Here is a 23,961-nt window from a genome sequence, read left to right as displayed (position 1 = left end):
CGCCATCCCGTTCCGCTCACGAAGATCGGCGACTGACGCCCGGTCACGGATGTCGTCCGTGCGCTCCGGGCGCGGGGCAGGGGCGACGATGCCCCCGCGAGATATCGCGCTGATCACGCCACCAGGCTATCCCCCTCCACCCCGGGGCCGTCATGAGCCGTATGTGTACAAAACCGGGGGTGGAACTTTGACAGTCTGCACAGGGACGAAGGGGGCGAGGACGTGCAGTACGGGCCGACGGCGGGCTACCGTCGTCCCACGGACGGTGTTCCGCCCCAGCCGGCGGGTCCGGGCCGTGCGCCGACGGGCGCGCCCCCTTGGCACGGCCCGCTCGCGGCGGCAGGCTGGCGGGACGACCGGACCGAACGCGCGAGCACGGCCGACGGGAGTGCAGCACCATGGCAGCGAAGATCCTCATGGTCACCGGCGACGCGGCGGAGTCGCTGGAGGTCCTCTACCCCTACCAGCGGCTGCGCGAGGAGGGCTACGAGGTCCACATCGCCGCCCCCGAGCGGAAGACGCTCCGCTTCGTGGTCCACGACTTCGAGCCCGGCTTCGACACCTACACGGAGAAGCCCGGCTACACCTGGCCCGCCGACCTGGCGTTCGCCGACGTCGACCCGGGAGCCTACGTCGCCCTCGTCATCCCCGGCGGGCGGGCCCCGGAGTACCTGCGCAACGACCCCGAGCTGCGGAAGATCCTGCGGTCGTTCTTCGACGCGGACAAGCCGGTGGCCCAGATCTGCCACGGGCCGCTGCTGACGGCGGCCGTCGACGGCCTGCGCGGTCGCCGTGTCACGGCCTATCCCGCGCTGGAACCCGACATGCAGGCGGCCGGGGCCGTGTTCCGGGACGCGGAGGCCGTCGTGGACGGCACGCTCGTCTCCTCCCGCGCCTGGCCGGACCACCCGGCCTGGATGCGCGAGTTCCTGACCGTGCTGCGCGCCAAGGCACCGGTGACCTGAGCCGGGCCTCCGGCCGCGCCCACGGCGCCGGGCCCGGCTGCCCGGGGCGACGCCGTGCCGGACGCCCGCCCGCGCGCGCGGCCGCCGCCCCGGGGCCGGGGCTTTCCTCCGCCGTGCCCGGGCCGGGGCGGGCCGTCGGCGCGCCCGGGCCGGGACGGGCCGGCGTGCCGGGGCCGGGGCCTCAGGCCGCGAGCCGCCGCGCCTCCTCGACGGCCTCCTCCAGGCTGTCCACCACCGGCACACCCGCCGGCTCCAGGCTGGCGCGGCTGTGCGACCCGCCGGTATAGAGAACGGCTCCGGCTCCCACGTGCCGGGCGGCCACCGCGTCGTCGGCGGCGTCCCCGATCACCACCACGCGGGACGGGTCGACCCCCGTCAGGGCCGTCAGGTGCCGCGCCATGTGCTCGGCCTTGCTGCCCCCGGAGGGCCCCGTGCGCCCGTCCACCCGGACGAAGTGCGGCTCGATCCCGAAGCCGCGCACGAGCGGAACCAGCTCCTCGTGCACGTACATGCTCAGCAGCGACTGGCTGCGGACCGCGTCCCCCCAGCCGGCGAGCAGCGCCGGCACCCCGTCGGTCAGTCCGCAGGCCGTGCGGTGCTCCGCGTAGTAGCGGTGGAAGGTGTCGTCCATGATCTGCCACTCGGCGTCCGTGGGCAACCGTCCCATCAGCCGCTCGTAGAACCGCGGCACGGGCACGCAGTACATCGCCCGGTACCGCTCCAGCGTGATCGGCTCCAGGCCCAGCTCGGCGAACGCCGCGTTCGTCGCCCCGATGATCGCCTCGTTGTCGTGGAACAGCGTGCCGTTCCAGTCCCAGACGATGTGCGCGTCTCCTTGCTTCCCCATGCACTAGAACGTACCCGCCCGCACCGGCGGAGCCCCACCCCGAGGCCCGGCTCCCGGGGCACCGCGGGGGCGCACGCCCACGGCGGCGGGCCCGGTCCCCGGTGGCCCGCGCGCATTCCCGCGCGACGGCGCCCGCCGGGTCCCCCGCGCGGGCTACTCCCCCCGGCCCACCAGGCCGGGGATCTCCTGGGTGGCGAACCACAGCAGATCGTGGTCCTCGGCCCCGTCGACGACGGACGCCGCGTCGTCGTCACCGCCGTCCGCGGCCTCCAGCGCCTGCGCGGCCCGGGTGACGTCCTTCTCCGCCTCCGGGGCGTCGACGTGGACGGCGGCGGCCTTCGCCAGCGGCACGCCCTGCGCGACCCGCACCTCACCGAGCGCCCCCGGGCCGGCGCCGGGGTCCGGGTCGGCGCCGACGGCCCGGTCGGGAACGTCCACGGCGACGACGACCCGGCGGCGCGACGCCCCGGGGTCCGCCGCGAGCAGGCGCAGGGAGGCGACCGCGGCCCGGTTCAGCGCCGCGTACTCCAGCTCCTCCGTGTCGTCGGAGCGGCACCACTCGCGCAGCGCGGGGGTGACGGCGTACGCGACGAACGGTCCCGCCGCCAGCTCTCCCGTCGTGTACGCCTCGGCGAGACCGGGAAGGGTCAGGGGGACGTAGACGCGCATGGTGGCCGCTTTCGTGATCGGGGGCACCGGGGTCCGCGAGCGCCGCGAAGGCCGTCCCGCGCCTCCCGGGGAGGGGCTTCAGGATACGTGCGGGCGTCCCCTTTCGAGTCCCCGGCCACCGGGGCCGGGACGTCCACCCCGGTCCCGCGATTCACCCGGTGCGCCCCGTGGCCCGCCCGGGCCCCGGCCGTCCGGCCACTCTGATAGGTGAACTCCCCGGACCCCGCGGCGCGCGGCCGGAGTCCTTGCGACGGCCCTCCCCCGCCTCGTACAAGATCCCCAACAGCAGGTTACCGACCGGTATGTACCGGTCCGGACGAACGGGGACGGCACATGAACAAGGTGATGACCAGGTCGACGAGGCGTCCGGGCGGACGCCCGCCGGGCCGGCAGGACTCGCGTCGCCCCGGCGGCGCCCCGCCCCGCACGCCGGGCGCGGGAACACCCGCGAGGCCGCCGGCCGGCAGCCCGCCGACCCGCCCGGCCGGCCCGGTGGCGGCGCCGCCCGCGCGGGACCTCGCGGCGGTGCGGGCCGGGCGCGGCGCCCCGGCCGCCGGTCCCGGCCCGGCGACCGAGGAGGCGGCGCGCAGCGGCGAGCGGCCCGCGGCGCGGCCCCGGCCGACCGACGTGTTCGCCGAGCGGCTGCTGGCCGTACTGAGCGGCGCGCGCCCCGTCCACTGCATGCTGCGGCACACCGCGGGCCGCGCCTACGACGACCTCGTGCGGCTCGCCGAGCGAGGCCCGCTGCGGGCTCGCGGCACCCGGCCCGTCGTCCGGGACATCGGCTACTACGTCGCCCGGCCCGGTGCCGTCGAGGCGTTCGCCCGCATCGGCGCCGGCGACCAGCTCCGCGCCCTCGCCTTCCGGCTGGAGCAGGGCCCCGACCTGCGCTGGCGCTGCACGGCCGTCGAGATGGGCGGTCCCCGCTAGCGCCCTGACCGGACAGGTTCACCGGCTCGCGACGCCCGGCACGGCACCTCGCCTCGTTGCCCTCACCCGAGTACGTCCCCGTACGCGGGCGACGCCCCGCCCTGCGCCGCACCGCAGCGGACACCACGAGCCGTCCGGCGCACCCTTCCGGTCACCGCACCAGCCCCGCGCCGACGGCGGCTGACGCACCCGGGGACGCCGGAAGGGCCGGGCACCCTGCTGGGATGCCCGGCCCTTCCGGTGGGCCGGGTGGCTCCCGTCGCGACGACGGGCCCGGCGGCCGCGCGCTCCGACGGTCACCGGACGCGCGGGCGGGAGGTCACTTCTTGCGGCGACGCGCCCCGCTCTTCTGCTGCTTGCGGCGCTCCGCGCGGGTCAGACCGTCCGCAGCGGACCGCACCGGCTCGTCGTCGTGGGCGAAGTCGCCCTCGATGACACCGCCCTCGCCGTCGACGGTCGGCGCCGAGAAGTGCAGGCGGTCCGGCCGCTGCGGGGCGTCCAGCCCCTTGGCGCGGATCTCCGGCCGCGCGGCACCCGCGGGAACGGCGTCCTGCTTGGCCGGCGACGGCGCGGAGTCCGCGACCTCGACCTCCTCGACCTGCTGCTCGACCTGGACCTCCAGGTTGAACAGGTAGCCGACGGACTCCTCCTTGATGCCGTCCATCATGGCGCTGAACATGTCGAAGCCCTCGCGCTGGTACTCGACCAGCGGGTCCTTCTGCGCCATCGCGCGCAGGCCGATGCCCTCCTGGAGGTAGTCCATCTCGTAGAGGTGCTCGCGCCACTTGCGGTCCAGGACCGACAGCACGACCCGGCGCTCCAGCTCCCGCATGATCTCGGAGCCGAGCTGCTCCTCACGGGCCGCGTACTGGTCGTGGATGTCGTCCTTGATGGACTCCGAGATGAACTCGGCGGTCAGGCCCGAGCGGTCACCGGCGGTGTCCTCCAGCTCCTCGACGGTGACCTTGACCGGGTAGAGCTGCCGGAAGGCGCCCCACAGCCGGTCCAGGTCCCACTCCTCGGAGAAGCCCTCGGCCGTCTCGGCCGCGATGTAGGCGTCGATGGTGTCGTCCATGAAGTGCTGGATCTGCTCCTGGAGGTCCTCGCCCTCCAGGACGCGGCGGCGCTCGCCGTAGATGACCTCGCGCTGCCGGTTGAGCACCTCGTCGTACTTCAGGACGTTCTTGCGCGTCTCGAAGTTCTGCTGCTCGACCTGCGACTGGGCCGACGCGATGGCACGCGTGACCATCTTGTTCTCGATCGGCACGTCGTCGGGGACGTTCGCCATCGACATGACGCGCTCGACCATCTGCGCCTTGAACAGACGCATCAGGTCGTCGCCCAGGGAGAGGTAGAACCGGGACTCGCCCGGGTCGCCCTGACGGCCGGAACGACCGCGCAGCTGGTTGTCGATGCGGCGCGACTCGTGGCGCTCGGTGCCGAGCACGTAGAGGCCGCCGAGGTCCTTGACCTCTTCGAACTCGGCCTTGACCGCCCGCTCGGCCTTCTCCAGAGCGGCGGGCAGCGCCGCGGTCCACTCGTCGAGGTGCTCCTCGGGGTCGAGGCCGCGCTGCCGCAGCTCGGCCTCGGCGAGGTCGTCCGGGTTGCCGCCGAGCTTGATGTCCGTACCGCGGCCGGCCATGTTGGTGGCGACGGTGACGGCGCCCTTGCGGCCGGCCTGGGCGACGATCGTCGCCTCCCGGTCGTGCTGCTTGGCGTTCAGCACCTCGTGCTGGACACCGCGCTTGGAGAGCTGCTGCGAGAGGTACTCGGACTTCTCGACCGACGTCGTGCCGACGAGGATCGGCTGGCCCTTCTCGTGCTTCTCGACGATGTCGTCGACGACCGCCTCGAACTTCGCGATCTCGGTGCGGTAGATCAGGTCGGACTGGTCCATGCGGACCATCGGGCGGTTGGTCGGGATCGGGACGACGCCGAGCTTGTAGATCTGGTGGAACTCGGCGGCCTCGGTCATCGCCGTACCGGTCATGCCGGACAGGCCCGGCATCTCCTTGCCCTGGTGGTCGTGGCGCTTGTAGAGGCGGAAGAAGTTCTGCAGGGTGATCGTGGCGAGCGTCTGGTTCTCGTCCTTGATGTCCACCCCTTCCTTCGCCTCGATCGCCTGGTGCATGCCCTCGTTGTAGCGGCGGCCGGCGAGGATACGGCCGGTGTGCTCGTCGACGATCATGACTTCGCCGTCCATGACGACGTAGTCCTTGTCCTTCTTGAACAGTTCCTTGGCCTTGATGGCGTTGTTCAGGTAACCGACGAGGGGGGTGTTCACCGACTCGTACAGGTTGTCGATGCCCAGCCAGTCCTCGACCTTGGAGACGCCGGGCTCGTGGATGGCGACGGTGCGCTTCTTCTCGTCGACCTCGTAGTCGCCGGTCTCCTCGATGCCCTTGAGGGGGTTGCCGGGCTCGCCCTTCTTCAGACGGGTGACCAGCTTGGCGAAGTCGCCGTACCACTTGGTCGCCTGGTCGGCCGGGCCGGAGATGATCAGCGGCGTACGGGCCTCGTCGACGAGGATGGAGTCGACCTCGTCGACGATCGCGAAGTTGTGGCCGCGCTGGACCAGTTCGTCCTGCGCCCACGCCATGTTGTCGCGCAGGTAGTCGAAGCCGAACTCGTTGTTCGTGCCGTAGGTGATGTCGCACGCGTACTGCTCACGGCGCTGGGCCGGGGTCATGTTGGCGAGGATGCAGCCGACCTCCAGCCCGAGGAACTTGTGGACGCGGCCCATCATCTCGGAGTCGCGCTCGGCCAGGTAGTCGTTGACCGTGATGAGGTGGACGCCCTTGCCGGACAGCGCGTTCAGGTACGCGGGCAGGGTGCCGACGAGCGTCTTGCCCTCGCCGGTCTTCATCTCCGCGACGTAGCCGAGGTGCAGCGCGGCGCCGCCCATCATCTGCACGTCGTAGTGGCGCTGGCCCAGCACGCGCTTGGCCGCCTCGCGGACGGTGGCGAACGCCTCGGGCAGCAGGTCGTCGAGGCTCTCGCCGTCGGCGTACCGCTGCTTGTACTCATCGGTGAGGGCCCTCAGCTCGGCGTCGGAGAGGGCGACGAAGTCCTCTTCGATGGAGTTGACCTGGTCCGCGATGCGGTGCAGCTTGCGCAGGATCTTGCCTTCGCCTGCACGCATGATCTTCGAGAGGACGGACACGGGGGTTTGTCTCCTTGCCGGTCGGGCCTGGGACGGTCGGTTTCAATGACGGATTCGAATCACAGCTTGAGCAACGGCCATCGTAAGCGAGGACCGCACCGCGTCGGGAGGTCTGCCTGCGACAGCCACCAGGACAACGGACGGGCGATCGGTAAGGTGCCGCATCCACGCAGCGAAAAGTAGCGAACCGGTCACCCACCGCAAAGGAATGGCGCCCCCACGGCTCCCCGAGCAGAATCGGCCGATGGACCCCGTCACCCTGACCACCGACCGTCTCGTCCTGCGCGCCGTGGGACCGCAGGACACCGACGCCGTCTTCGACGCCGTCCAGGACCCCGACATCCAGCGGTGGACCACCATCCCCTCCCCCTACCTGCGGGAGCACGCGACGGGATTCACCGGCCAGATGGTGCCCGACGGCTGGGCCGACGGCTCCGCCTTCACCTTCGGGGTCTTCCTGCCCGACGGCCGGCTGGCGGCCATGGTCGCCGTCACCATGCGGTCCCTCGGCGTCGGCGAGATCGGCTTCTGGTCGGCCAGGCCGCACCGGGGCAACGGCTACGTCGCCGAGGCCGCCGTCGCGGTGTCCCGCTGGGCCTTCACCGACCTGTCCGTGGACCGCGTCGAGTGGCGCGCCGAGGTCGGCAACACCGGCTCCCGCGCGGTGGCGGAGAAGTCCGGCTTCACCATCGAGGGCACCCTGCGGTCCGGGATCAACAACAAGGGGGTCCGCAGGGACTGCTGGGTGGGCTCGCTGCTGCCCTCCGACCTCGGCCTGCCGTCGACGGCCCCGTACCTGCCGGCCCGCTGACCCGCTCAGGGCCGCCCCCTCCCCGCACACGGCCCCGGACCGCGGTGGACCGACCGCCGGCGGCGGCCGATTGTCGGTGGCACGGCCTACCGTGTGGTCATGACGAGTCTCCCGCGTCCCCTCACCGAACTGTCCGCGGACGAAGCCCGCCGCATCGTGCTGCGGGCCCAGGGCTTCCTGGGCGCCCCGGACCGCCGGGCGGGCGTCCGCGGCGTCCTGCGGCACCTCGGCGCGGTGCAGCTCGACACCATCTCCGTCCTCGCCCGCTCGCACGAACTCGTGCCCTACGCCCGGCTCGGCGCCGTCGGCCGCCGGACGGTCGAGCAGGCGTACTGGTCGTCCTCGCCCACCGCCGACGCGGCCCCCGCGCCGCACGCCTTCGAGTACTGGTCGCACGCGGCCTGCATCCTCCCGGTCGAGGAATGGCCGCACTTCGCCTTCCGGCGCCGCGCCTACCGCGCCCGCCCGCACTGGAACCACGACCTGCCGGACGGCACCTACGACCAGGTGGTCAAGCAGCTGCGCGCCGAAGGCCCCCTCACGGCCACGGACTTGGGGGGTGCGAAGCGCACCAGCGAGTGGTGGGACTGGTCGGGCACGAAGGTCGCCGTGGAGCGGGCGCTGATGTACGGCGAGGTGGTGTGCGTGGAGCGGCGCGGCTGGAAGCGGGTGTACGACCTCGCCGAGCGCGCCGTCCCGGCGTCCCTGCTGCACGACGAACTGGACGACACGGAGTGCCTGCGGCGGCTGGTCCGGCTGGCGGGCCAGGCCCTCGGTGTCGGCACGCGCGCGGACATCGCCGACTACCACCGGCTCCGCGGCGATCAGGTGGACGCGGTGATCGCGGACTCGGGGCTCGTCCCGGTGACGGTGCAGGGCTGGGGCCGGCCCGCGGCGGGTCGCGGCGGCAGGGGGGCCGGGCCGCGTCCCGCGGCGGACGCCTGGGCGGACCCGGCGGCGCTGGCGACGGTGCCGCGCGGCCGGCACCGCACGACGCTGCTGTCGCCCTTCGACTCCCTGATCTGGGAGCGGGCGCGCACCGAGCGGATCTTCGGCTTCACGCACCGGCTGGAGGCGTACACGCCCAAACCGAAGCGGGTCCACGGCTACTTCGCGATGCCCGTCCTCGCCGGCGGCCGGCTGGTCGGGCGGGTGGACCCGGCGCGCGAGGGCGGCACCCTGGTCGCCCGGCAGGTCACGGTCGACGGGGTCCGGGAGGTGCCCGCGGTGGCCCGGGCGCTGGCCGAGGCGGCGAGCTGGGTGGGCTGCGAGGACGTACGGGTGGAGCGGGTCGACGCCCCGGCGCTGCGGGACGCGCTCGTCTCGGAGGTCTCCCGCGTCCTGGGCTGACCCGGGCGCGCGGGGCCCGGTGTACGGCGGGCGGTCCCGGCAGCCGCCCGGGGCCGGTCCGCCGCCCGGGGCCGGTCCGCCGCCGGGGGCGGGGCCGCCCTCAGCGGATCTCGAGGATCTTCTCGCGCATCGCGTAGACCACGGCCTCCATCCTGGAGTGGAGTTGGAGCTTCTCCAGGATGTTGCGGACGTGGTTCTTCACGGTGTTCTCGGAGATGAACAACTGCTTGGCGATGTCCCGGTTGTTCATCCCGGTGGCCACGAGCTTGAGGACTTCCAGTTCCCGGTCGGTGAGCCGGGGCGCGGGCACCAGCCGGCGCTCGTCGGTGCGCTGGATCATCGACTTGAACTCGGTGAGCAGCTTCGACGCCATCGAGGGGCTGATCTGCGACTGGCCGTCGGCCACGGCGCGAATGGCCGTGGCCACCTCGTCCGTGGAGATCTCCTTGAGGAGGTATCCGGTCGCGCCCGCCTTGATCGCGTCGTAGAGGTCGGCCTCCTCGTCGCTGATCGTCAGCATGATGATCTTCGCGCTGGGGGCCACCTCCTTGATGGAGGTGCACGCCTCGATCCCGCCGCGCCTGGGCATCCGCACGTCCATCAGCACGATGTCCGGCAGCAGGTCGGCGGCCTTGTCGACCGCCTCCGCCCCGTCGCCGGCCTCGCCGACGACCTGGATGTCCTCCTCGGCCGCGAGCACGATCTCCAGGCCCCGGCGGAACAGGGCGTGGTCGTCCACGACGAGGACCCGGATGGGCTCCTTGCGTGGAGAACCCCCGTCCGGGGCCGGCGCGGCCACGCCGTGGTCGGCGTCCCGGTCACGCATCGGTCCGAAGCTGTCCGCCATCGTTCCTCCCCCTGAAGGCCGTGGCCTGTGTTTCCGTGCCGTCGCCAACCCACGGCAACAGCCCACCGGTTGGGCCGGTGTCGGCCATGATTCCATGCCGGGACGGCAGCGCGGTGTCAGAGCGGGGCGTCCAGGGGGTCGCACACCGGTGCCCCCGGGGGCGCACACGCGCTTCCGGGGGCACCGGGCCGGCCGATCGGCCGTCGTGCCGTCGTGCCGTCGTGCCGTCGTGCCGTCGTGCCGTCGTGCCGTCGTGCCGTCGTGCCGTCGTCGGGAGGGTCAGCCGCCGAGCGCGGCGCTCGGCGCGTCCGCTCCGCCTCCGGTGACCATCGGGTCCGTGCTGAGGTGGATGACGCCGTAGTCGTAGGCGTGCCGCCGGTAGACGACGCTGGGCTCCTTCGTCTCGGAGTCGACGAAGAGGTAGAAGTCGTGCCCGACCAGCTCCATCTCGTAGAGCGCCTGGTCGAGGGACATCGGGGCGGCCACATGGGTCTTCTCGCGGACGACGCAGGGGCCCTCGCCCATGATCTCCAGGGACCCGATCTTCTTGGTCGGCACGGCGTCCTGGTCCCCCTCGTGGACGACGCTGCCGTTGCCGTTCAGGGTCGCGGCACCCGGGACGTGGTCGGCGACCTCGGCCGCCGGGATCCTGCCGCTGCCACGTCGGGTGTAGCGCTTGTCGTGCTGCTTGCGCAGCCGGGCCTCCAGCTTGTCCGCGGCCAGGTCGAGTGCTGCATACGCGTCGCTCGCCGCCGCCTCCGCCCGGATCACCGGTCCGCGGGAGTGGAGCGTGATCTCCACCCGGTCACAGCGGTCGGCCTGCCGGGGGTTGGGCTCCTTGGACACCTCGACGTCGAGGCTGATCACCTTGCCATCGAGCTTCTGGATCTTCTCCAGCTTCAGCTTCTCGGCCACGTGCTTGCGGAACCGCTCGGGCACCTCGGTCTTGCGGCCCTTGACGACGATGTCCACGCAGAACTCCGTTCCCGGATAGCTCCACTCCACTGGTGGAGCGTCTCCCTTTTGCACCAGGCTCCGGCGAGCACCGGAACCTCGGACTCGGTGACGTTCACCTCCTCCTCCCCCGAGGACAAGATCTCCACCCCACCGATACGGGTGATTGCGGAAAACCGCTGCACGGCCTTCGGATACGCGAGACCCGGCCTGCGCCATTGCCTCACAACCGAACATATCTCGCCCGGACGGATGACGTCACCCTCTACTGACGCGTACCTCCGTTCAGGTGAATTGACCTGGTTATTACCTGCAACGATGCAAGTTCTCAGTCAGTTCCGGTTTATTTCGAAAGCATCGGACGGTGCGGCGACGACGGCCGAGCCGACCACGTCCCCCTCCGTCCCTCTGGCCTGCCCTCTACCCGCGATTCGCCGGTCCACCTCCGGCACTTCCGGCCCGTGCCACCGCCCTCGCCGTCCCCTCGGGCCGCGCCCCTCACTCCCGGCGCGGGCGACCCCCGCCCGCTGAGCCGCTGCCCTCCCGACGCGCACCGCACGCGCCGCCTCCGTCAGCGAAGCGCCGGTCGTCATCAGGTCGTCGACCAGCACCACCGGGCCGCCGCGCGCCAGCAGGCGCGCGCCGCCCGCGGAGACCTCCAAGGCACCCGACAGATTCGCCAGCCGCTGCCGGGAGTTCAGCCCCGCCTGGTCGGCGACCGCACGCCGCTGGCGCAGCACCCCGAGCACCCGCGCCGGCGTCCCGGACCGCCGCAGCTCACCGGCGGCCGCCAGGGCGATCCGGCGCGCGGGATCGTGGCCGCGCGCCCGCACCACCCGCCGCGCGGACGGCACCGGCACCAGCAGGACGGGCCCGTCCGCCGGCCCCGCACGGCGGCCGGACGGGCCACCGGCTTTCCACCCCTCCCGCTCCCCCGCCCCCACCCCCCTCCCGCGCCCTGACCGCCCCTGCGGCGCCGCGTACCGCTCGGCCGGGCAGGGCGGCAAGGCCGCCTCCAGAGCGGCCCGCACGGCCCCGGCCAGCGCCTCGCCCAGCGGAGCCGCCAAGGGCAGGGCGCCGCGCTCCTTGTGGGCGAGCAGCACGGCCCGCACCTCGTCCGTGTAGGGAGCGGCGGCGTGCACGGCCGGGAGCCCCGCCGGCTCCGGCTCCGGCCGCACCCGGCACGGCGCGGCCCCGACCAAGGCGGCACGGCACCCGTCGCAGAGCACCGCGCGAGGCCGCCCGCAGCCTCCGCACTCGGCCGGCATCACCAGATCCGTGAGGTCCCGCCACCACCCCCGCATGGCGACCACTGTGCCAAGGCCCCGACCGGTCGGCCACCCCTGTGGACAACGTCCCGTACGACACCGGCCCGTCCGATACCGGCCTGTGGACACCGGCCCGCGGACGACTGCGCCATGTCGCCCGCACACCGTGCGTGCGGGCGACATGGTGGACGGGATCGGCACGCAATGGTCGGGCCCGGTCGCGGACGGCCCCGGCGAGGACGCCCCCCGGACGGATGGCGACCCGCCGCCGTGCCGGGCGGGCCCGCGTCGGCCCCCGCACCGCGGGCCCGCCCGGGCGGGCGCCGTTCCCCGCAGACCCGCCTGAGCCGACGCCGCTCCCCCGCGGGCCCGGCGGCACGACCGCTGCCGTCCCCGCGCGGCGCGCGGACCTCCCGGCGGCGTCTCAGCCGGGATAGACCGGCGCGGTGCCGTCCTGCACGATCTTCTGCCACTGATCGCCCGCCGAGAGCCGCACGATCCCGTCCGTCTCCGAATGCGCCAGCAGCGGCATCTGCTCGTCCTCGGACGCCGCGATCTCCTTGACGTTGGCGAGCGCGGACGGCGTGGTGGCCGGCGGGGTGGAGCCGTCGACCTGGACGTAGCGCATCTGCTGCACGCCGCCCTTCTCGCTGCCGACGACCACGAGACGGCTGTCCCCGGCCCAGGACATGGCCGTGACCTCCTCCAGCTGAGGCGCCACGGAACGCGTCAGGACGACGTCGGCACCGGCCGGCTCGTCCCCCGTGGACCGGTCGATCCGCCCGATCTGCAACGAGCTCCTGCCGTCCTTCTCGACGATCAGTGCGATCCGCACCCCGTCGGCGGCGACCCGCACCGCCTCGATGCGCCCCTCGACCGACGGCGCGTCGACGACCAGGGGCTCGCCCGCGCCCTTGCGCAGCACCAGCAGGCGAGGCTTGCGCGGATCACGGTCGGCCACCCACAGATCGCCCCGCGCGTCCCAGCTGGGCGCCGTCAGCCGGTCCTCGGGGGTGGCACCCCGGCTGCTCAGCACCGGCTCGCCGAGCGAGGCGCCCGAGGCCAGCGCACCGACGTAGAGGTTCCGGCCGTCGGCCGACACACCGGCGGCGCTGGTCTCGTCCCGGGACACCGCGGCGGCCCGCAGTTTGCGCTCGCCCGCGCCCAGCGCCCCCGGCACCGGCTCGGGCTTCTTGTCCCGGTCGCCGCCGGACAACCGCACGAGCCGCTGGTCGTGGTCGATGAAGTACTGGTCCTCCTGCTGCCGGCCGGTTCCGTGCGAGGCGACTCCCTGGACCTGGTCGGTGGTCTGCACGCACAGCTGCGCCCCGTCCGCCCGCTGCAGCGCCACCTCGCCCACGCCGGTCGGCGTGAAGTTCTGCAGGGTGAGCAGGAGCTGGGCGGCCATGCGTTCGCACTGCGCGGACCCGACCCGGTCGGCCTTGGTGTTCAGCGGCACCGTCACCCTGTTGCGGTCGTCGGGGGACAGCGAGACGTCGGCGTTCTTCAGGTCCGTGCCGGTGGGGAAGCTCGACGTGACCTCGGGGTCCAGCCACTTCGTCGGCCCGTGCAGCAGCGCCCGCACGATCTGGGTCATCGGGTCCACCTGCGCGCGCACGTAGACGGGGTCGGCGACGGTCGCCACCGGACGGCCGGTCCCGGAGGCGCTGTTGGACGCGTAGTAGTACTTGTTGACCGAGACGAAGTTGCGCTGGAAGTCGGAGGCGCCCATCACCACGCCCTGCGGCAGTCCGTCGATGCGCCACTGCTTGTTCTTCAGCCGGGTCAGGTGCACCGATCCGTCGTAGGCGCCGGACTGCGGCTCGTAGGCGTGCCGCTCGTCCACCCGGGCCACCTTGCTGCCGGTGAGCCGGAACTGCATGTCCCGCGTGCCGTCCTTGGGGTCCGTGGGCAGCCCGACCGGGTCGGGCGCACCGTCGAGGACGGTCGTGGAACTCAGCGGCTGCCACGCCTTGCGGGCGCCGTCCGTGAGGTACTTGGCGGCGGTCTCGTAGTTCGCGTCGTCGCTCGTCAGCGCTTCCAGGAAGCCCTGCACGATCTCCGTCGCCGAGGCGCCGGGGCGCGGCGGGATGGCGTAGACCCGGACCTGCGAGTCCTGCCGCGGCGTGGACTCCACCTGCCGCAGGTCGCCGCTGTCCGGCATCGAGGCGCACCCCGCGAGCAGCAGCGCCCCGCAGCCCGCGTACGCCAGGACGCGCACCGCACGCCCGCGCACGCCGCTCCCCGTGCGCTCAGCGCCCACGGTGTACCTCCCCATGCCCGAGCTCCTCCGCCCTCTCGCCGTGCTGTCCGCCCCGCCGTGCGCCCTCGTCCCCGTCGTCCCGGAGGCGTCCTTCGGCGGACGCCTCCTCGGGACGGCGCACCGGCCCGGTGGGCCGGGGCACCACCCGCGCGCCGTTGCCGGGCAGCGCCGTCGGGTCGGCCGCGGGCGCTTCGGACGGGCGGGGCGTTATGGACCCCCGCCGCGGCGCGTCCCCGGCGGCCGGCTGCTGCACGGGCACCGTGGCGAGCTTGGCTCCGCCGCCGTGCGGCAGACCGGCGTCGTCGAGCCCGCGGTTGCGCCGCGAGTCCTTGGGCTCCAGCGGTATGGGGGAGCCGCGCAGCGGCTCGTCGGCGGTCCGCGGCAGGGTCAGCCGGAACTGGGAACCGCCGCCCGGCTCGCCCCACGCCTGGAGCCAGCCGCCGTGCAGCCGGGCGTCCTCCAGGGCGATCGACAGCCCGAGGCCGGTGCCGCCCGTGGTCCGCGCGCGGGCCGGGTCGGCCCGCCAGAAGCGGCTGAACACCCGGGTCGCCTCGCCGGGCTTGAGTCCGACGCCGTAGTCGCGGACGGCGATGGCGACCGCCCCGCCCGCCGCGGCGAGCTTGACCACGACGTCCTTGCCGTCGCCGTGCTCCACGGCGTTGACGACGAGGTTGCGCAGCACCCGCTCGACCCGCCGTGCGTCCGCCTCGGCGACCAGCGGCTGCTGGTCGCCGACGACCCGTATGCGGGTGCCCTTGCGCTCGGCGAGCGGCTCGGCTCCGCCGACCACCCGCCGCACGACGTCCCGGAGGTCGATCGCGTCGGCCTCCAGCGCCGCCGCGCCCGCGTCGAACCGGCTGATCTCCAGCAGGTCGGCGAGGAGCGTCTCGAACCGGTCCAGCTGGTCGGCGAGGAGTTCGGCCGACCGGGCGGTCATCGGGTCGAAGTCGGCGCGCGCGTCGTGGATGACGTCGGCCGCCATCCGGACGGTGGTCAGCGGTGTCCGCAGCTCGTGCGAGACGTCCGAGACGAACCGCCGCTGCATCCGCGAGAGGTCCTCCAGCTGCTGGATCTTCAGCTGGAGGTTCTGCGCCATCTTGTTGAAGGCCTCGCCGAGCCGGGCGATGTCGTCCTCGCCGGTGACCTTCATCCGTTCCTGGAGGCGTCCGGCGGACAGCCGCTCGGCGATCCCGGCCGCCATCCGCACCGGGGTGACGACCTGGCGCACGACGAGCCAGGCGATGGCCCCGAGAAGGACGACGACGAAGAGTCCGGCCGTCGCGAGGGTCCCCTTGACCAGGCTCAGCGACTTCTCCTCCTGCGTCAGCGGGAAGAGGTAGTACAGCTGGTAGGCGTCGCCGTTGGGGTCGTTGAGCTGCTTGCCGATCACCAGCGCGGGCTGCGACTCCCGGCCGTCCTCGTAGACGACCCGCGTGTAGCTCTGCTGGGCGGCGGTGCTGCCGTCGACCCGGGCGCGCAGGTTCTCGGGCACGCTCGCGCTGGGGTCGACCCGTCCCGAGCCGCGCGGCGCCCGGCCCGCGCTGCTGCCGCCCGAGGCGGTGGAGTTGCGGGTGACGATGTCGAAGGCGCCCTGACCGCCGCTGGACAGGGACACCACGACCTCGGTCATCCAGCCGCTGACGTTCCTCGACTGGCGGTCCGTGCCGGTGGCGTCGTCGCCGTTCGAGGTGGCCGTCACCGCCCCGTCGGCCTTCTGCTTGGCCACCGCGAACCCGCCGGTCGCCTGGCTCTGTGACGCCTTGACCTTGGCGTCGAGCAGGCCGTTGCGGACCTGCCCGATCACCACGAAGCCGAGCAGCAGCACGACGCCGAGCGACATCAGCAGCGTCGTCACGACGATCTTGAGCTGGATGTTGCGCCGCCACAGCCGCATCACGGGCAGCAGCGGACGGCGCACCCAGCGCACGAGCAGCCGCAGCACCGGGCTGCCCTGGACTCCGCCCTGGAGCAGCCCGCCCTCCCAGAAGCGGGCCCAGCGGGAGCCCGTCATCGTCCGGCCGACAGGCCGCCCCGTACGTTCCCCCTGCTCAGCGGGCGCCGAAGCGGCACTGTCACGGGTCATGTCAGCTCGGTCCCGCCTTGTAGCCGACGCCGCGGACGGTCACCACGATCTCGGGCCGCTCCGGGTCCTTCTCGACCTTCGAGCGCAGGCGCTGGACGTGCACGTTGACCAGCCGGGTGTCCGCCGCGTGCCGGTACCCCCACACCTGCTCCAGCAGCACCTCGCGGGTGAACACCTGCCACGGCTTGCGGGCCAGCGCGACCAGCAGGTCGAACTCCAGCGGCGTCAGCGCGATCGACTGGCCCTCCCGCTTCACGGAGTGACCGGCCACGTCGATGACGAGGTCGCCGATGGAGAGCTGCTCGGGCGCCGGCTCCTCCGAACGGCGCAGCCGCGCCCTGATCCGCGCGACCAGCTCCTTCGGCTTGAACGGCTTCACGATGTAGTCGTCGGCGCCCGATTCGAGGCCGACCACGACGTCGACGGTGTCGCTCTTGGCCGTGAGCATCACGATCGGCACCCCGGACTCCGCCCTGATCAGGCGGCACACCTCGATGCCGTCCCGTCCGGGCAGCATCAGGTCCAGGAGCACCAGGTCGGGTTTGGTCTCGCGGAAAGCGGCCAGCGCCTTGTCGCCGTCGGCTACGAAAGACGGCTCAAAACCTTCGCCACGCAACACGATGCCGAGCATCTCGGCCAGTGCGGTGTCGTCATCGACGACAAGGACTCGTCCCTTCATAAACGACATCATCCCATTAACTAAATCGTTACCTGGCGTGACAAGTCACACAGCTCGGCGAGCGCCTCAGCCGTCACGGGCGAGACAACGCCCTGTTCGGTGACGATCGCCGTGATCAACTCCGGCGGCGTCACGTCGAACGCCGGGTTGTACGCCTGGGTCCCCAGGGGTGCCACAGGTATACCGCCTCCCGACTCCGCTCCCGCCACCGGCACCTGCGGGGCGGTGACCTCCGTCACCTCGTGACCGGGACGCTGCTCGACCTCGATCGACGCCCCGTCCGGCGTCGCCGGGTCGACCGAGGTCACCGGCGCCACCACCACGAACGGTACGTGGTGGTATTTGGCCAGCACCGCGAGCGGATAGCTCCCCACCTTGTTGGCCACCGAACCGTCGGCCGCGATCCGGTCGGCCCCGACCAGCACCGCGTCCACCTCCCCGGCCGCGAACAGCGAACCGGCCGCGCTGTCCGTCAGCAGCGTGTACGCCATGCCGTTGCGCGCCGCCTCGTACGCCGTCAGCCGGGCGCCCTGGAGCAGCGGCCGCGTCTCGTCCACCCACAGCCGCCGCAGCCGGCCGGCCCGGTGCGTCGCGAGGGCCACCGCGAAGGCGGTGCCCTCGCCGCCGGAGACCAGTGCCCCCGTGTTGCAGTGCGTGAGCACCCGGTGCCCGCCGCCCGGCAGCAGTTCGTCGAGCAGCGCCACGCCGTGCGCCGCCATACGGGCGCTGGCCTCGGCGTCCTCCCGGTGCAGCGCGCGCGCCGCGGTGAGCGCCGCGGCGGCCGCCGTCTTCTGGTCGCCCCCCGCCGCCAGCGCGGCCTGGTACGCCGTCTGCGCCCTGCGGACACCGGCGGACAGGTTCACCGCGGTGGGCCGGGCCCCGGCCAGGTCCCGCGCGGCGTCCTCCACGTCGAAGCCGCGGGCGGCGGCGAGCGCGACGCCGTAGGCGCCGGCGATGCCCAGCACGGGCGCCCCGCGTACGGCGAGGGTCCGGATCGCCTCCACCAGCGCGGGGGCGTCGGTGCAGACCAGTTCGACCTCCTCGGCCGGCAGCCGGGTCTGGTCGAGCAGGACCACGACCGGCCCCTCGGGCGGCTCGTTCCAGCGGATCGTGGGTATGTCCGTGGGCCCGCTGTCCTCACGGGATTGCGCGTACTGATCAGCCATCCGCCCAGTCTGCCCCGTACCCGGCGGACAATTGAAGGTGTCCAGCCCATACAGGGGCCGGTCACCTGCCGGGCGGGCCGTGGCACGATGGCTGCCAACCTGCCGCCGCGACCGCGGAACGGGCACCGTGAAGGAGCGACGATGAACGACACTCCGGGCTGGGCGTCGCCCGGATCCGCCCCCTCCGACCCCCGGGAGCCGGAGTCGACCGGAACCCCCCACCCCACGGAGCAGCCCGCGGACCAGGCAGGGGCGCACCAGCCGCACCAGCCTCCGAACTGGTCGAAGGAGCAGCCCCCGCCGGGCAGCTGGTCCGCTCCGGGCGGGCAGGCGCCCGGCCGGACCCCGCCACCGCGCGCGCCCGGGGCGGGCTGGGGAGGCCCACCGCCCGGCGGGCAGGGTCCCGGCGCTCCCGGCGGCTGGGGAGCCCCGGGGCCGGGATACGGCGGTCCCGGCGGCCCGGCCGGCTGGGGCGGCAACTGGGGCGGCCCGCCGCCCGCCGCCAAGCCCGGAGTGATCCCGCTGCGCCCCCTCGGCGTCGGCGAGATCCTCGACGGCGCCGTCTCGACGATGCGCGCCTACTGGCGGACCGTCCTCGGCATCTCCCTGACCGTCGCCGTGATCACGCAGATCGCGGTCATCCTGCTCCAGGGCTTCCTCCTGGACGACACGCGGAGCTCCGACACCTTCGGCGACCCGAGCGCCACCGTCGGCGAGGTCACCCGGGCCCTGGGCGAGACCATGCTCAGCTCCGGCGTCGTCCTGCTCATCACGCTGCTCGGCACCATCGTCGCGACGGCACTGCTCACCTCGGTCACCAGCCGCGCCGTGCTCGGCAAGCCGGTCACCACCGGCGAGGCCTGGCGCGACGCCCGCCCCCAGCTCCCGGGGCTGTTCGGGCTGACCCTCCTGCTGCCCCTCATCGCGGTCCTGATCGTCGGCGCCGGCACCCTGCCCGGCATCCTCGTCGCGGTGGCCGGCCCCGCCGACGCCGGAGCGGCGCTCGCCGCCCTCGGCGGCCTGGCCGGGGCCGTGGTCGCCGTCTGGCTGATGGTCCGCCTCTCGCTCGCCTCGCCCGCGCTGATGCTGGAGAAGCAGGGCATCGTGCGGTCGATGCGGCGCTCGACGAAGCTCGTCGGCGGCTCCTGGTGGCGCGTGTTCGGCATCCAGCTGCTGGCCACGGTCATCGCCAACATCGTGGCGTCGATCGTGGTGATCCCGTTCGCCCTCCTCGCCGCGGCCCTGAGCGGCGACGGCCTCTCCGGCCTCCTCGACAGCGGTGGCGGCCACATCGGCTGGACGTTCCTCGTCATCAGCGGCATCGGCTCGGTGATCGGCTCCATGCTCACCCTGCCGATCAGCGCCGGCGTCACCGTCCTGCTGTACATCGACCAGCGCATCCGCCGCGAGGCCCTCGACCTCGACCTGGCCCGCGCCGCCGGTGTGCGGGGCTACGGCTCGGAGCCCTCCGGCACCACACCGGGGAGCTGACGGGGTGATCGGGGCGGGGGGAGCCTTCACAGCCGTGCTCGCGGGACCGCACACGCGTGCCGCGACCGTGCTCGCGCGGGCCGCCGGCGACGCGCCACCGGTGACGACGCCACGCGATCCCGCCCGGGAGGCCGCCAGGCGCGAACTGTCCCGCCGGATGTACCACGAGAACGACCCGGGCCTCGTCCATCGCGCCCTGAACGCGTTCTGGAACTGGGTCGGCGAACTCTTCGGCGCCGCCTCCTCCGCCACACCCGGCGGGACGCTCGGCCTCGCCGTCATCGTTCTCGCCGTCGTCGCGGTGGCCGCCGCCCTGTGGTGGCGCCTCGGCACGCCCCGCCGGACCCCCGCCTCGTCGGCGCCGCTGTTCCAGGACCGCCCCAGGAGCGCCGCGGAGCACCGCGCCGCAGCCGAGGCCCATGCGGCCGAGGGCCACTGGAGCCGGGCCGTGCAGGAACGGATGCGGGCGATCGTCCGCTCCCTGGAGGAGCGCGCCCTGCTCGACCCGCGCCCCGGACGCACCGCCGACGAGGCGGCGGCCGAGGCGAGCCGCACCCTGCCGGACCACACCGGCCGGCTGCGGACCGCGGCCCGGCACTTCGACGACGTCACGTACGGCGGCCGGACCGGCGACCGCGCCACGTACCACCACCTCGCCGACCTCGACCGGGACCTGGAACGCACCCGGCCGGTCCTCACCGCGTCCCACGGCGCCCCGAGCACATCCACCGGCGACCACCCCGGAGCCGCCTCATGACCGAGGCCGTCCTCACCTCCACCTCGGCCTCGCCCACCGCCCGCCAGGTGTGGACCCGCGGGCGGGGCGTCCTCCTCGCCGTCGTCGTCCTGGTGGCGGCCGCCGTCGTGATCGCCCTGGTCCGCTCCGACGCCCGGCACGGCCGGCTCGACCCGCGCTCCGCCGACCCCCTCGGCAGCCGGGCCGTCGCCGAACTCCTCGCCGACCAGGGCGTCGACACCCGCGTCGTCGGCACGCTCGGCCGGGCCCGCGCCGCCGCCGGCCCGGACACCACGCTGCTGATCGCCGTGCCCGACCTGCTGACCGGGCGTCAGCAGCACCTCCTGCACACGGCGACGGCCGCCTCCGGGGGCCGCACCGTGCTGATCGCGCCCGGCCGGCCCTCCGTGGGCACCCTCGCGCCCGGCGTGTCCGCCGATCCGGCGGTCAGCTTCGACTCCACGCTCTCCCCCCACTGCGCACTGCCCGCCGCCCGGCGAGCGGGCGCCGCCGACACGGGCGGCGTCCGCTACACCACCGCCGCCGCGGACGCCGACGCCTGCTACCCCAGCGACGGCCGGGCCACCCTGCTGCGCCTGCCCGCCCCCTCGGCGGGCGGCGACACCGTCGTCCTGGGCGCCCCCGACATCCTCTACAACGACCGTCTCGACGAGCAGGGCAACGCCTCGCTCGCCCTCCAACTCCTCGGCTCCCGCAGCCACCTGGTCTGGTACCTCCCCTCCCTCTCCGACGACTCGGCCACCGACGCGGGCGACCGGTCCTTCTTCGACCTGCTCCCCTCCGGCTGGCTCTGGGGCGCGCTGCAACTCTTCGTCGCGGCGGCCCTCGCCGCCCTGTGGCGGGCCCGCAGGCTCGGCCCCCTGGTGCCAGAACGGCTCCCGGTGGCCATCCGGGCCTCGGAGGCCGTCGAAGGCCGCGCCCGCCTCTACCGCAAGGCCGCCGCCCGCGACCGCGCGGCCGACGCCCTGCGTTCCGCCACCCGTACCCGCCTCGCCCCCCTCGTCGGCGTCCCCCCGGCCCGGGCACACCTGCCCGAGGCCCTGCTCCCCGCCCTGTCCGCCCACCTCGACGGTGACGGCCAGGCCCTGCACACCCTCCTCTTCGGGCCACCGCCCCACGACGACGCGGCCCTCATCCGTCTCGCCGACCAACTCGACGCCCTCGCACGAGAGGTACGCCATTCATGATGGACCCGACCACTGACAATGCCGGATACACCGGACATTCCGGTGCCGCGAGCGGTGCCCGCGCCTCCCTGGAGGCCCTGCGCACCGAGATCGCCAAAGCCGTGGTCGGCCAGGACCCCGCCGTGACCGGACTCGTCGTGGCGCTGCTGTGCCGCGGCCACGTCCTGCTCGAAGGGGTCCCCGGCGTCGCCAAGACGCTGCTCGTGCGCGCCCTGGCCTCGGCACTGGAACTCGACACCAAGCGCGTGCAGTTCACCCCCGACCTGATGCCGGGCGACATCACCGGCTCCCTCGTCTACGACGCCCGCACCGCCGAGTTCTCCTTCCAGCCCGGCCCGGTGTTCACCAACCTGCTGCTGGCCGACGAGATCAACCGGACGCCCCCGAAGACCCAGTCATCCCTGCTGGAAGCCATGGAGGAGCGTCAGGTCACCGTCGACGGCACCGCACGGCCGCTGCCCGAGCCCTTCCTGGTCGCCGCGACGCAGAACCCCGTCGAGTACGAGGGCACCTACCCGCTCCCCGAGGCCCAGTTGGACCGGTTCCTGCTGAAGCTGACGATCCCGCTGCCCACACGTCAGGACGAGATCGCCGTCCTCACCCGGCACGCCGACGGCTTCAGCCCCCGCGACCTGCGCGCCGCCGGACTGCGCCCCGTCGCCGGCGCGGCCGACCTCGAAGCGGCCCGCGCCGCGGTCGCCAAGACGGCCGTCTCCCCGGAGATCGCCGGCTACGTGGTGGACATCTGCCGCGCCACCCGCGAGTCCCCCTCCCTCTCCCTCGGCGTCTCCCCGCGCGGCGCGACCGCGCTCCTCTCCACCGCCCGCGCCTGGGCCTGGCTGACGGGCCGGGACTACGTCATCCCCGACGACGTGAAGGCGCTGGCCCTCCCGACGCTCCGTCACCGCGTCCAGCTCCGCCCCGAGGCCGAGATGGAGGGCGTGACGGCCGACTCCGTCATCTCCGCGGTCCTCGCCCACGTCCCCGTGCCGCGCTGATGGCCTTCACCGGACGCGCGGCCCTGCTGGCGGCCCTCGGCGCGGTCCCCGTCGGCATCTGGGGGCCCAGCTGGGCGGGCATCCTCGCGGTGGACGTCCCGCTCGCCCTGGCCTGTGCCTGCGACGCGGCGCTCGCGGCCCCTGTGCGACGCCTCGGCCTGACCCGCTCCGGTGACTCCTCGGTACGCCTCGGCGAGCCGGCGGACGTCACCCTCACCGTCACCAACCCCTCGGGTCGGCCGCTGCGGGCACGGCTGCGCGACGCGTGGCCGCCGAGCAGCTGGGAGGCGGGCACCGAGGTGGCCGCCTCGCGCCACCACCTGACCGTGCCTCCGGGCGAGCTCCGCCGGGTGACGACCCGTCTGCGCCCCACGCGGCGCGGCGACCGGCACGCGGACCGCGTCACGATCCGCTCGTACGGTCCCCTCGGTCTCTTCGCCCGCCAGGGCAGCCACCGGGTCCCCTGGTCCGTGCGGGTCCTGCCGCCGTTCACCAGCCGCAAGCACCTGCCCTCCAAGATGGCCCGGCTCCGCGAACTGGACGGCCGTACCAGCGTGCTGACCCGCGGGGAGGGCACGGAGTTCGACAGCCTGCGCGAGTACGTTCCGGGAGACGACACCCGTTCCATCGACTGGCGTGCGACGGCCCGCCGGACGACGGTTGCGGTACGGACCTGGCGCCCGGAGCGGGACCGCCATGTCCTCCTGGTCCTCGACACCGGCCGCACCTCGGCGGGCCGGGTCGGGGACGCCCCGCGGCTGGACGCCTCGATGGACGCCGCGCTCCTCCTCGCCGCCCTGGCCTCCCGGGCCGGCGACCGGGTGGACCTCCTCGCCTACGACCGCCGGGTCCGCGCCCTCGTACAGGGCCGCGCCGCCGGCGATGTCCTCCCGTCCGTGGTGGACGCGATGGCCGGCCTGGAACCCGCCCTCGTCGAACTCGACGCCCGCGGCCTGACCGCCACGGTCCTGCGCACCGCCCCGCGCCGTTCGCTGATCGTGCTCCTGACGAGCCTCGACGCGGCACCGGTGGAGGAGGGCCTCATCCCCGTCCTCTCCGGCCTCACCCAGCGCCACACGGTCCTGGTGGCCTCGGTCGCCGACCCGTACGTCGCCGGCATGGCGGAGGGCCGCGGAGGCGCCGAGGCGGTCTACGCGGCGGCGGCAGCGGCACGGGCCCTGGCGGAGCGCCAACGCACCGCCGAGCAGCTGCGGCGCCGTGGCGTGACGGTCGTGGACGCCACCCCGGACGATCTGGCCCCTGCTCTGGCGGACGCCTACCTCGGCCTGAAGGCGGCCGGCCGACTGTAGAACCCGACGCTTCGGAACGCATAAAAAAAGGGGGCGGTCTTCCTTGCGGAAACCGCCCCGACCCTTCGCCCCTGAAACGCAGAAAACCCCCGTACCGGTATCCCCGGTACGGGGGTTCTCTCACAAATAGTTCGGCGGCGTCCTACTCTCCCACAGGGTCCCCCCTGCAGTACCATCGGCGCTGTAAGGCTTAGCTTCCGGGTTCGGAATGTAACCGGGCGTT

General features: G+C 73.7%; 19 protein-coding genes and 1 rRNA gene. 9 read left to right on the top strand and 11 right to left on the bottom strand.

The window, feature by feature from the left end:
• Positions 1-398: 398 nt before the first annotated feature.
• Entirely contained in the window at positions 399-965 is a 567-nt protein-coding gene (locus tag ACGFS9_RS24060; RefSeq protein WP_393256036.1) for a DJ-1/PfpI family protein, read from the top strand.
• Positions 966-1,146: 181 nt separating this feature from the next.
• Here ACGFS9_RS24060 and ACGFS9_RS24055 read toward each other — a convergent pair whose 3' ends face one another.
• Both ACGFS9_RS24055 and ACGFS9_RS24050 read right to left on the bottom strand, forming a co-directional pair.
• The gene (locus ACGFS9_RS24055; protein ID WP_393256035.1) at positions 1,147-1,812 is read right to left on the bottom strand and encodes an HAD family hydrolase; all 666 of its coding nucleotides are present in this window, start codon (positions 1,810-1,812) and stop codon (positions 1,147-1,149) included.
• Positions 1,813-1,965: 153 nt separating this feature from the next.
• Positions 1,966-2,481 carry a DUF6912 family protein gene (locus ACGFS9_RS24050; RefSeq protein ID WP_393256034.1) on the bottom strand — a complete coding sequence of 172 codons (516 nt, stop codon included), beginning with the start codon at positions 2,479-2,481 and terminating at the stop codon, positions 1,966-1,968.
• 333 nt (positions 2,482-2,814) lie between these two features.
• On the opposite strand from ACGFS9_RS24050, the gene ACGFS9_RS24045 reads away from it, so the two are divergent.
• A complete protein-coding gene (locus ACGFS9_RS24045) occupies positions 2,815-3,411 on the top strand; it encodes an Rv3235 family protein (protein WP_393256033.1) in 597 nt (198 codons plus the stop codon).
• 319 nt (positions 3,412-3,730) lie between these two features.
• On the opposite strand, the gene secA is transcribed toward ACGFS9_RS24045, so the two are convergent.
• Positions 3,731-6,574, bottom strand: a complete 2,844-nt coding sequence (secA, locus tag ACGFS9_RS24040) for a preprotein translocase subunit SecA (RefSeq protein WP_393256032.1) — start codon at positions 6,572-6,574, stop codon at positions 3,731-3,733.
• Positions 6,575-6,818: 244 nt separating this feature from the next.
• On the opposite strand from secA, the gene ACGFS9_RS24035 reads away from it, so the two are divergent.
• Entirely contained in the window at positions 6,819-7,385 is a 567-nt protein-coding gene (locus ACGFS9_RS24035) for a GNAT family N-acetyltransferase (RefSeq protein ID WP_393256030.1), read from the top strand.
• A 99-nt stretch (positions 7,386-7,484) separates the two neighbouring features.
• Positions 7,485-8,735 (top strand): winged helix-turn-helix domain-containing protein, encoded by a 1,251-nt coding sequence (locus ACGFS9_RS24030; RefSeq protein ID WP_393256028.1) that lies wholly within the window; start codon positions 7,485-7,487, stop codon positions 8,733-8,735.
• A 100-nt stretch (positions 8,736-8,835) separates the two neighbouring features.
• On the opposite strand, the gene ACGFS9_RS24025 is transcribed toward ACGFS9_RS24030, so the two are convergent.
• The 7 genes from ACGFS9_RS24025 to mtnA all read right to left on the bottom strand — a co-directional run bounded on the left by ACGFS9_RS24025 (position 8,836) and on the right by mtnA (position 17,995).
• Positions 8,836-9,582 carry a response regulator gene (locus tag ACGFS9_RS24025; protein ID WP_393256026.1) on the bottom strand — a complete coding sequence of 249 codons (747 nt, stop codon included), beginning with the start codon at positions 9,580-9,582 and terminating at the stop codon, positions 8,836-8,838.
• A 279-nt stretch (positions 9,583-9,861) separates the two neighbouring features.
• On the bottom strand, positions 9,862-10,554 hold the full coding sequence (gene hpf / locus ACGFS9_RS24020) for a ribosome hibernation-promoting factor, HPF/YfiA family (RefSeq protein WP_393256172.1): 693 nt from the start codon (positions 10,552-10,554) through the stop codon (positions 9,862-9,864).
• A gap of 314 nt (positions 10,555-10,868) precedes the next feature.
• Entirely contained in the window at positions 10,869-11,840 is a 972-nt protein-coding gene (locus tag ACGFS9_RS24015; protein ID WP_393256024.1) for a ComF family protein, read from the bottom strand.
• Between the two features lie 388 nt (positions 11,841-12,228).
• Positions 12,229-14,082 (bottom strand): LpqB family beta-propeller domain-containing protein, encoded by a 1,854-nt coding sequence (locus tag ACGFS9_RS24010; RefSeq protein WP_393256022.1) that lies wholly within the window; start codon positions 14,080-14,082, stop codon positions 12,229-12,231.
• On the bottom strand, positions 14,057-16,150 hold the full coding sequence (gene mtrB / locus ACGFS9_RS24005) for an MtrAB system histidine kinase MtrB (protein WP_393256020.1): 2,094 nt from the start codon (positions 16,148-16,150) through the stop codon (positions 14,057-14,059). Before mtrB ends, ACGFS9_RS24010 begins: the two co-directional genes overlap by 26 nt.
• A 1-nt stretch (position 16,151) precedes the next feature.
• A complete protein-coding gene (mtrA, locus tag ACGFS9_RS24000) occupies positions 16,152-16,841 on the bottom strand; it encodes a two-component system response regulator MtrA (protein ID WP_361352053.1) in 690 nt (229 codons plus the stop codon).
• Positions 16,842-16,849: 8 nt separating this feature from the next.
• Positions 16,850-17,995: an S-methyl-5-thioribose-1-phosphate isomerase gene (gene mtnA / locus ACGFS9_RS23995; RefSeq protein WP_393256018.1), complete on the bottom strand. Its 1,146-nt coding sequence runs from the start codon at positions 17,993-17,995 to the stop codon at positions 16,850-16,852.
• A 141-nt stretch (positions 17,996-18,136) separates the two neighbouring features.
• Here mtnA and ACGFS9_RS23990 point away from each other — a divergent pair, with 141 nt between their 5' ends.
• Genes ACGFS9_RS23990 through ACGFS9_RS23970 form a run of 5 tightly spaced genes read left to right on the top strand, consistent with a single transcriptional unit; the run spans position 18,137 to position 23,738 of the window.
• Positions 18,137-19,486 carry a hypothetical protein gene (locus ACGFS9_RS23990; protein ID WP_393256017.1) on the top strand — a complete coding sequence of 450 codons (1,350 nt, stop codon included), beginning with the start codon at positions 18,137-18,139 and terminating at the stop codon, positions 19,484-19,486.
• Positions 19,487-19,520: 34 nt separating this feature from the next.
• Positions 19,521-20,243, top strand: a complete 723-nt coding sequence (locus ACGFS9_RS23985; protein WP_393256015.1) for a DUF4129 domain-containing protein — start codon at positions 19,521-19,523, stop codon at positions 20,241-20,243.
• The gene (locus tag ACGFS9_RS23980) at positions 20,240-21,430 is read left to right on the top strand and encodes a DUF4350 domain-containing protein (RefSeq protein ID WP_393256013.1); all 1,191 of its coding nucleotides are present in this window, start codon (positions 20,240-20,242) and stop codon (positions 21,428-21,430) included. The genes ACGFS9_RS23985 and ACGFS9_RS23980 overlap by 4 nt, the downstream gene beginning before the upstream one ends.
• On the top strand, positions 21,430-22,428 hold the full coding sequence (locus tag ACGFS9_RS23975) for an AAA family ATPase (protein WP_393256170.1): 999 nt from the start codon (positions 21,430-21,432) through the stop codon (positions 22,426-22,428). Before ACGFS9_RS23980 ends, ACGFS9_RS23975 begins: the two co-directional genes overlap by 1 nt.
• Positions 22,428-23,738 carry a DUF58 domain-containing protein gene (locus ACGFS9_RS23970; protein ID WP_393256011.1) on the top strand — a complete coding sequence of 437 codons (1,311 nt, stop codon included), beginning with the start codon at positions 22,428-22,430 and terminating at the stop codon, positions 23,736-23,738. Before ACGFS9_RS23975 ends, ACGFS9_RS23970 begins: the two co-directional genes overlap by 1 nt.
• 129 nt (positions 23,739-23,867) lie before the next feature.
• On the opposite strand, the gene rrf is transcribed toward ACGFS9_RS23970, so the two are convergent.
• A 5S ribosomal RNA gene (rrf, locus tag ACGFS9_RS23965) occupies positions 23,868-23,961 on the bottom strand; the annotation flags it as partial.

Source organism: Streptomyces sp. NPDC048566 (assembly GCF_043199735.1).
In the GTDB taxonomy this organism is placed as follows: Bacteria; Actinomycetota; Actinomycetes; order Streptomycetales; family Streptomycetaceae; genus Streptomyces.
Note: the sequence above shows the minus strand (reverse complement) of the source record. Positions and strands in the feature narration are given on the sequence as shown.

Excerpts from the sequence above, each read along its gene's own strand:
- ACGFS9_RS24045 (WP_393256033.1), top strand. The coding sequence starts at position 2,815 with ATGAACAAGGTGATGACCAGGTCGACGAGGCGTCCGGGCGGACGCCCG.
- ACGFS9_RS24015 (WP_393256024.1), bottom strand. The coding sequence starts at position 11,840 with ATGCGGGGGTGGTGGCGGGACCTCACGGATCTGGTGATGCCGGCCGAG.
- ACGFS9_RS23990 (WP_393256017.1), top strand. The coding sequence starts at position 18,137 with ATGAACGACACTCCGGGCTGGGCGTCGCCCGGATCCGCCCCCTCCGAC.
- mtnA (WP_393256018.1), bottom strand. The coding sequence starts at position 17,995 with ATGGCTGATCAGTACGCGCAATCCCGTGAGGACAGCGGGCCCACGGAC.
- ACGFS9_RS24030 (WP_393256028.1), top strand. The coding sequence starts at position 7,485 with ATGACGAGTCTCCCGCGTCCCCTCACCGAACTGTCCGCGGACGAAGCC.
- ACGFS9_RS24050 (WP_393256034.1), bottom strand. The coding sequence starts at position 2,481 with ATGCGCGTCTACGTCCCCCTGACCCTTCCCGGTCTCGCCGAGGCGTAC.
- mtrB (WP_393256020.1), bottom strand. The coding sequence starts at position 16,150 with ATGACCCGTGACAGTGCCGCTTCGGCGCCCGCTGAGCAGGGGGAACGT.
- ACGFS9_RS23980 (WP_393256013.1), top strand. The coding sequence starts at position 20,240 with ATGACCGAGGCCGTCCTCACCTCCACCTCGGCCTCGCCCACCGCCCGC.
- ACGFS9_RS23970 (WP_393256011.1), top strand. The coding sequence starts at position 22,428 with ATGGCCTTCACCGGACGCGCGGCCCTGCTGGCGGCCCTCGGCGCGGTC.
- ACGFS9_RS24025 (WP_393256026.1), bottom strand. The coding sequence starts at position 9,582 with ATGGCGGACAGCTTCGGACCGATGCGTGACCGGGACGCCGACCACGGC.
- ACGFS9_RS24010 (WP_393256022.1), bottom strand. The coding sequence starts at position 14,082 with ATGGGGAGGTACACCGTGGGCGCTGAGCGCACGGGGAGCGGCGTGCGC.
- mtrA (WP_361352053.1), bottom strand. The coding sequence starts at position 16,841 with ATGATGTCGTTTATGAAGGGACGAGTCCTTGTCGTCGATGACGACACC.
- ACGFS9_RS23975 (WP_393256170.1), top strand. The coding sequence starts at position 21,430 with ATGGACCCGACCACTGACAATGCCGGATACACCGGACATTCCGGTGCC.
- ACGFS9_RS24060 (WP_393256036.1), top strand. The coding sequence starts at position 399 with ATGGCAGCGAAGATCCTCATGGTCACCGGCGACGCGGCGGAGTCGCTG.
- ACGFS9_RS24035 (WP_393256030.1), top strand. The coding sequence starts at position 6,819 with ATGGACCCCGTCACCCTGACCACCGACCGTCTCGTCCTGCGCGCCGTG.
- ACGFS9_RS24055 (WP_393256035.1), bottom strand. The coding sequence starts at position 1,812 with ATGGGGAAGCAAGGAGACGCGCACATCGTCTGGGACTGGAACGGCACG.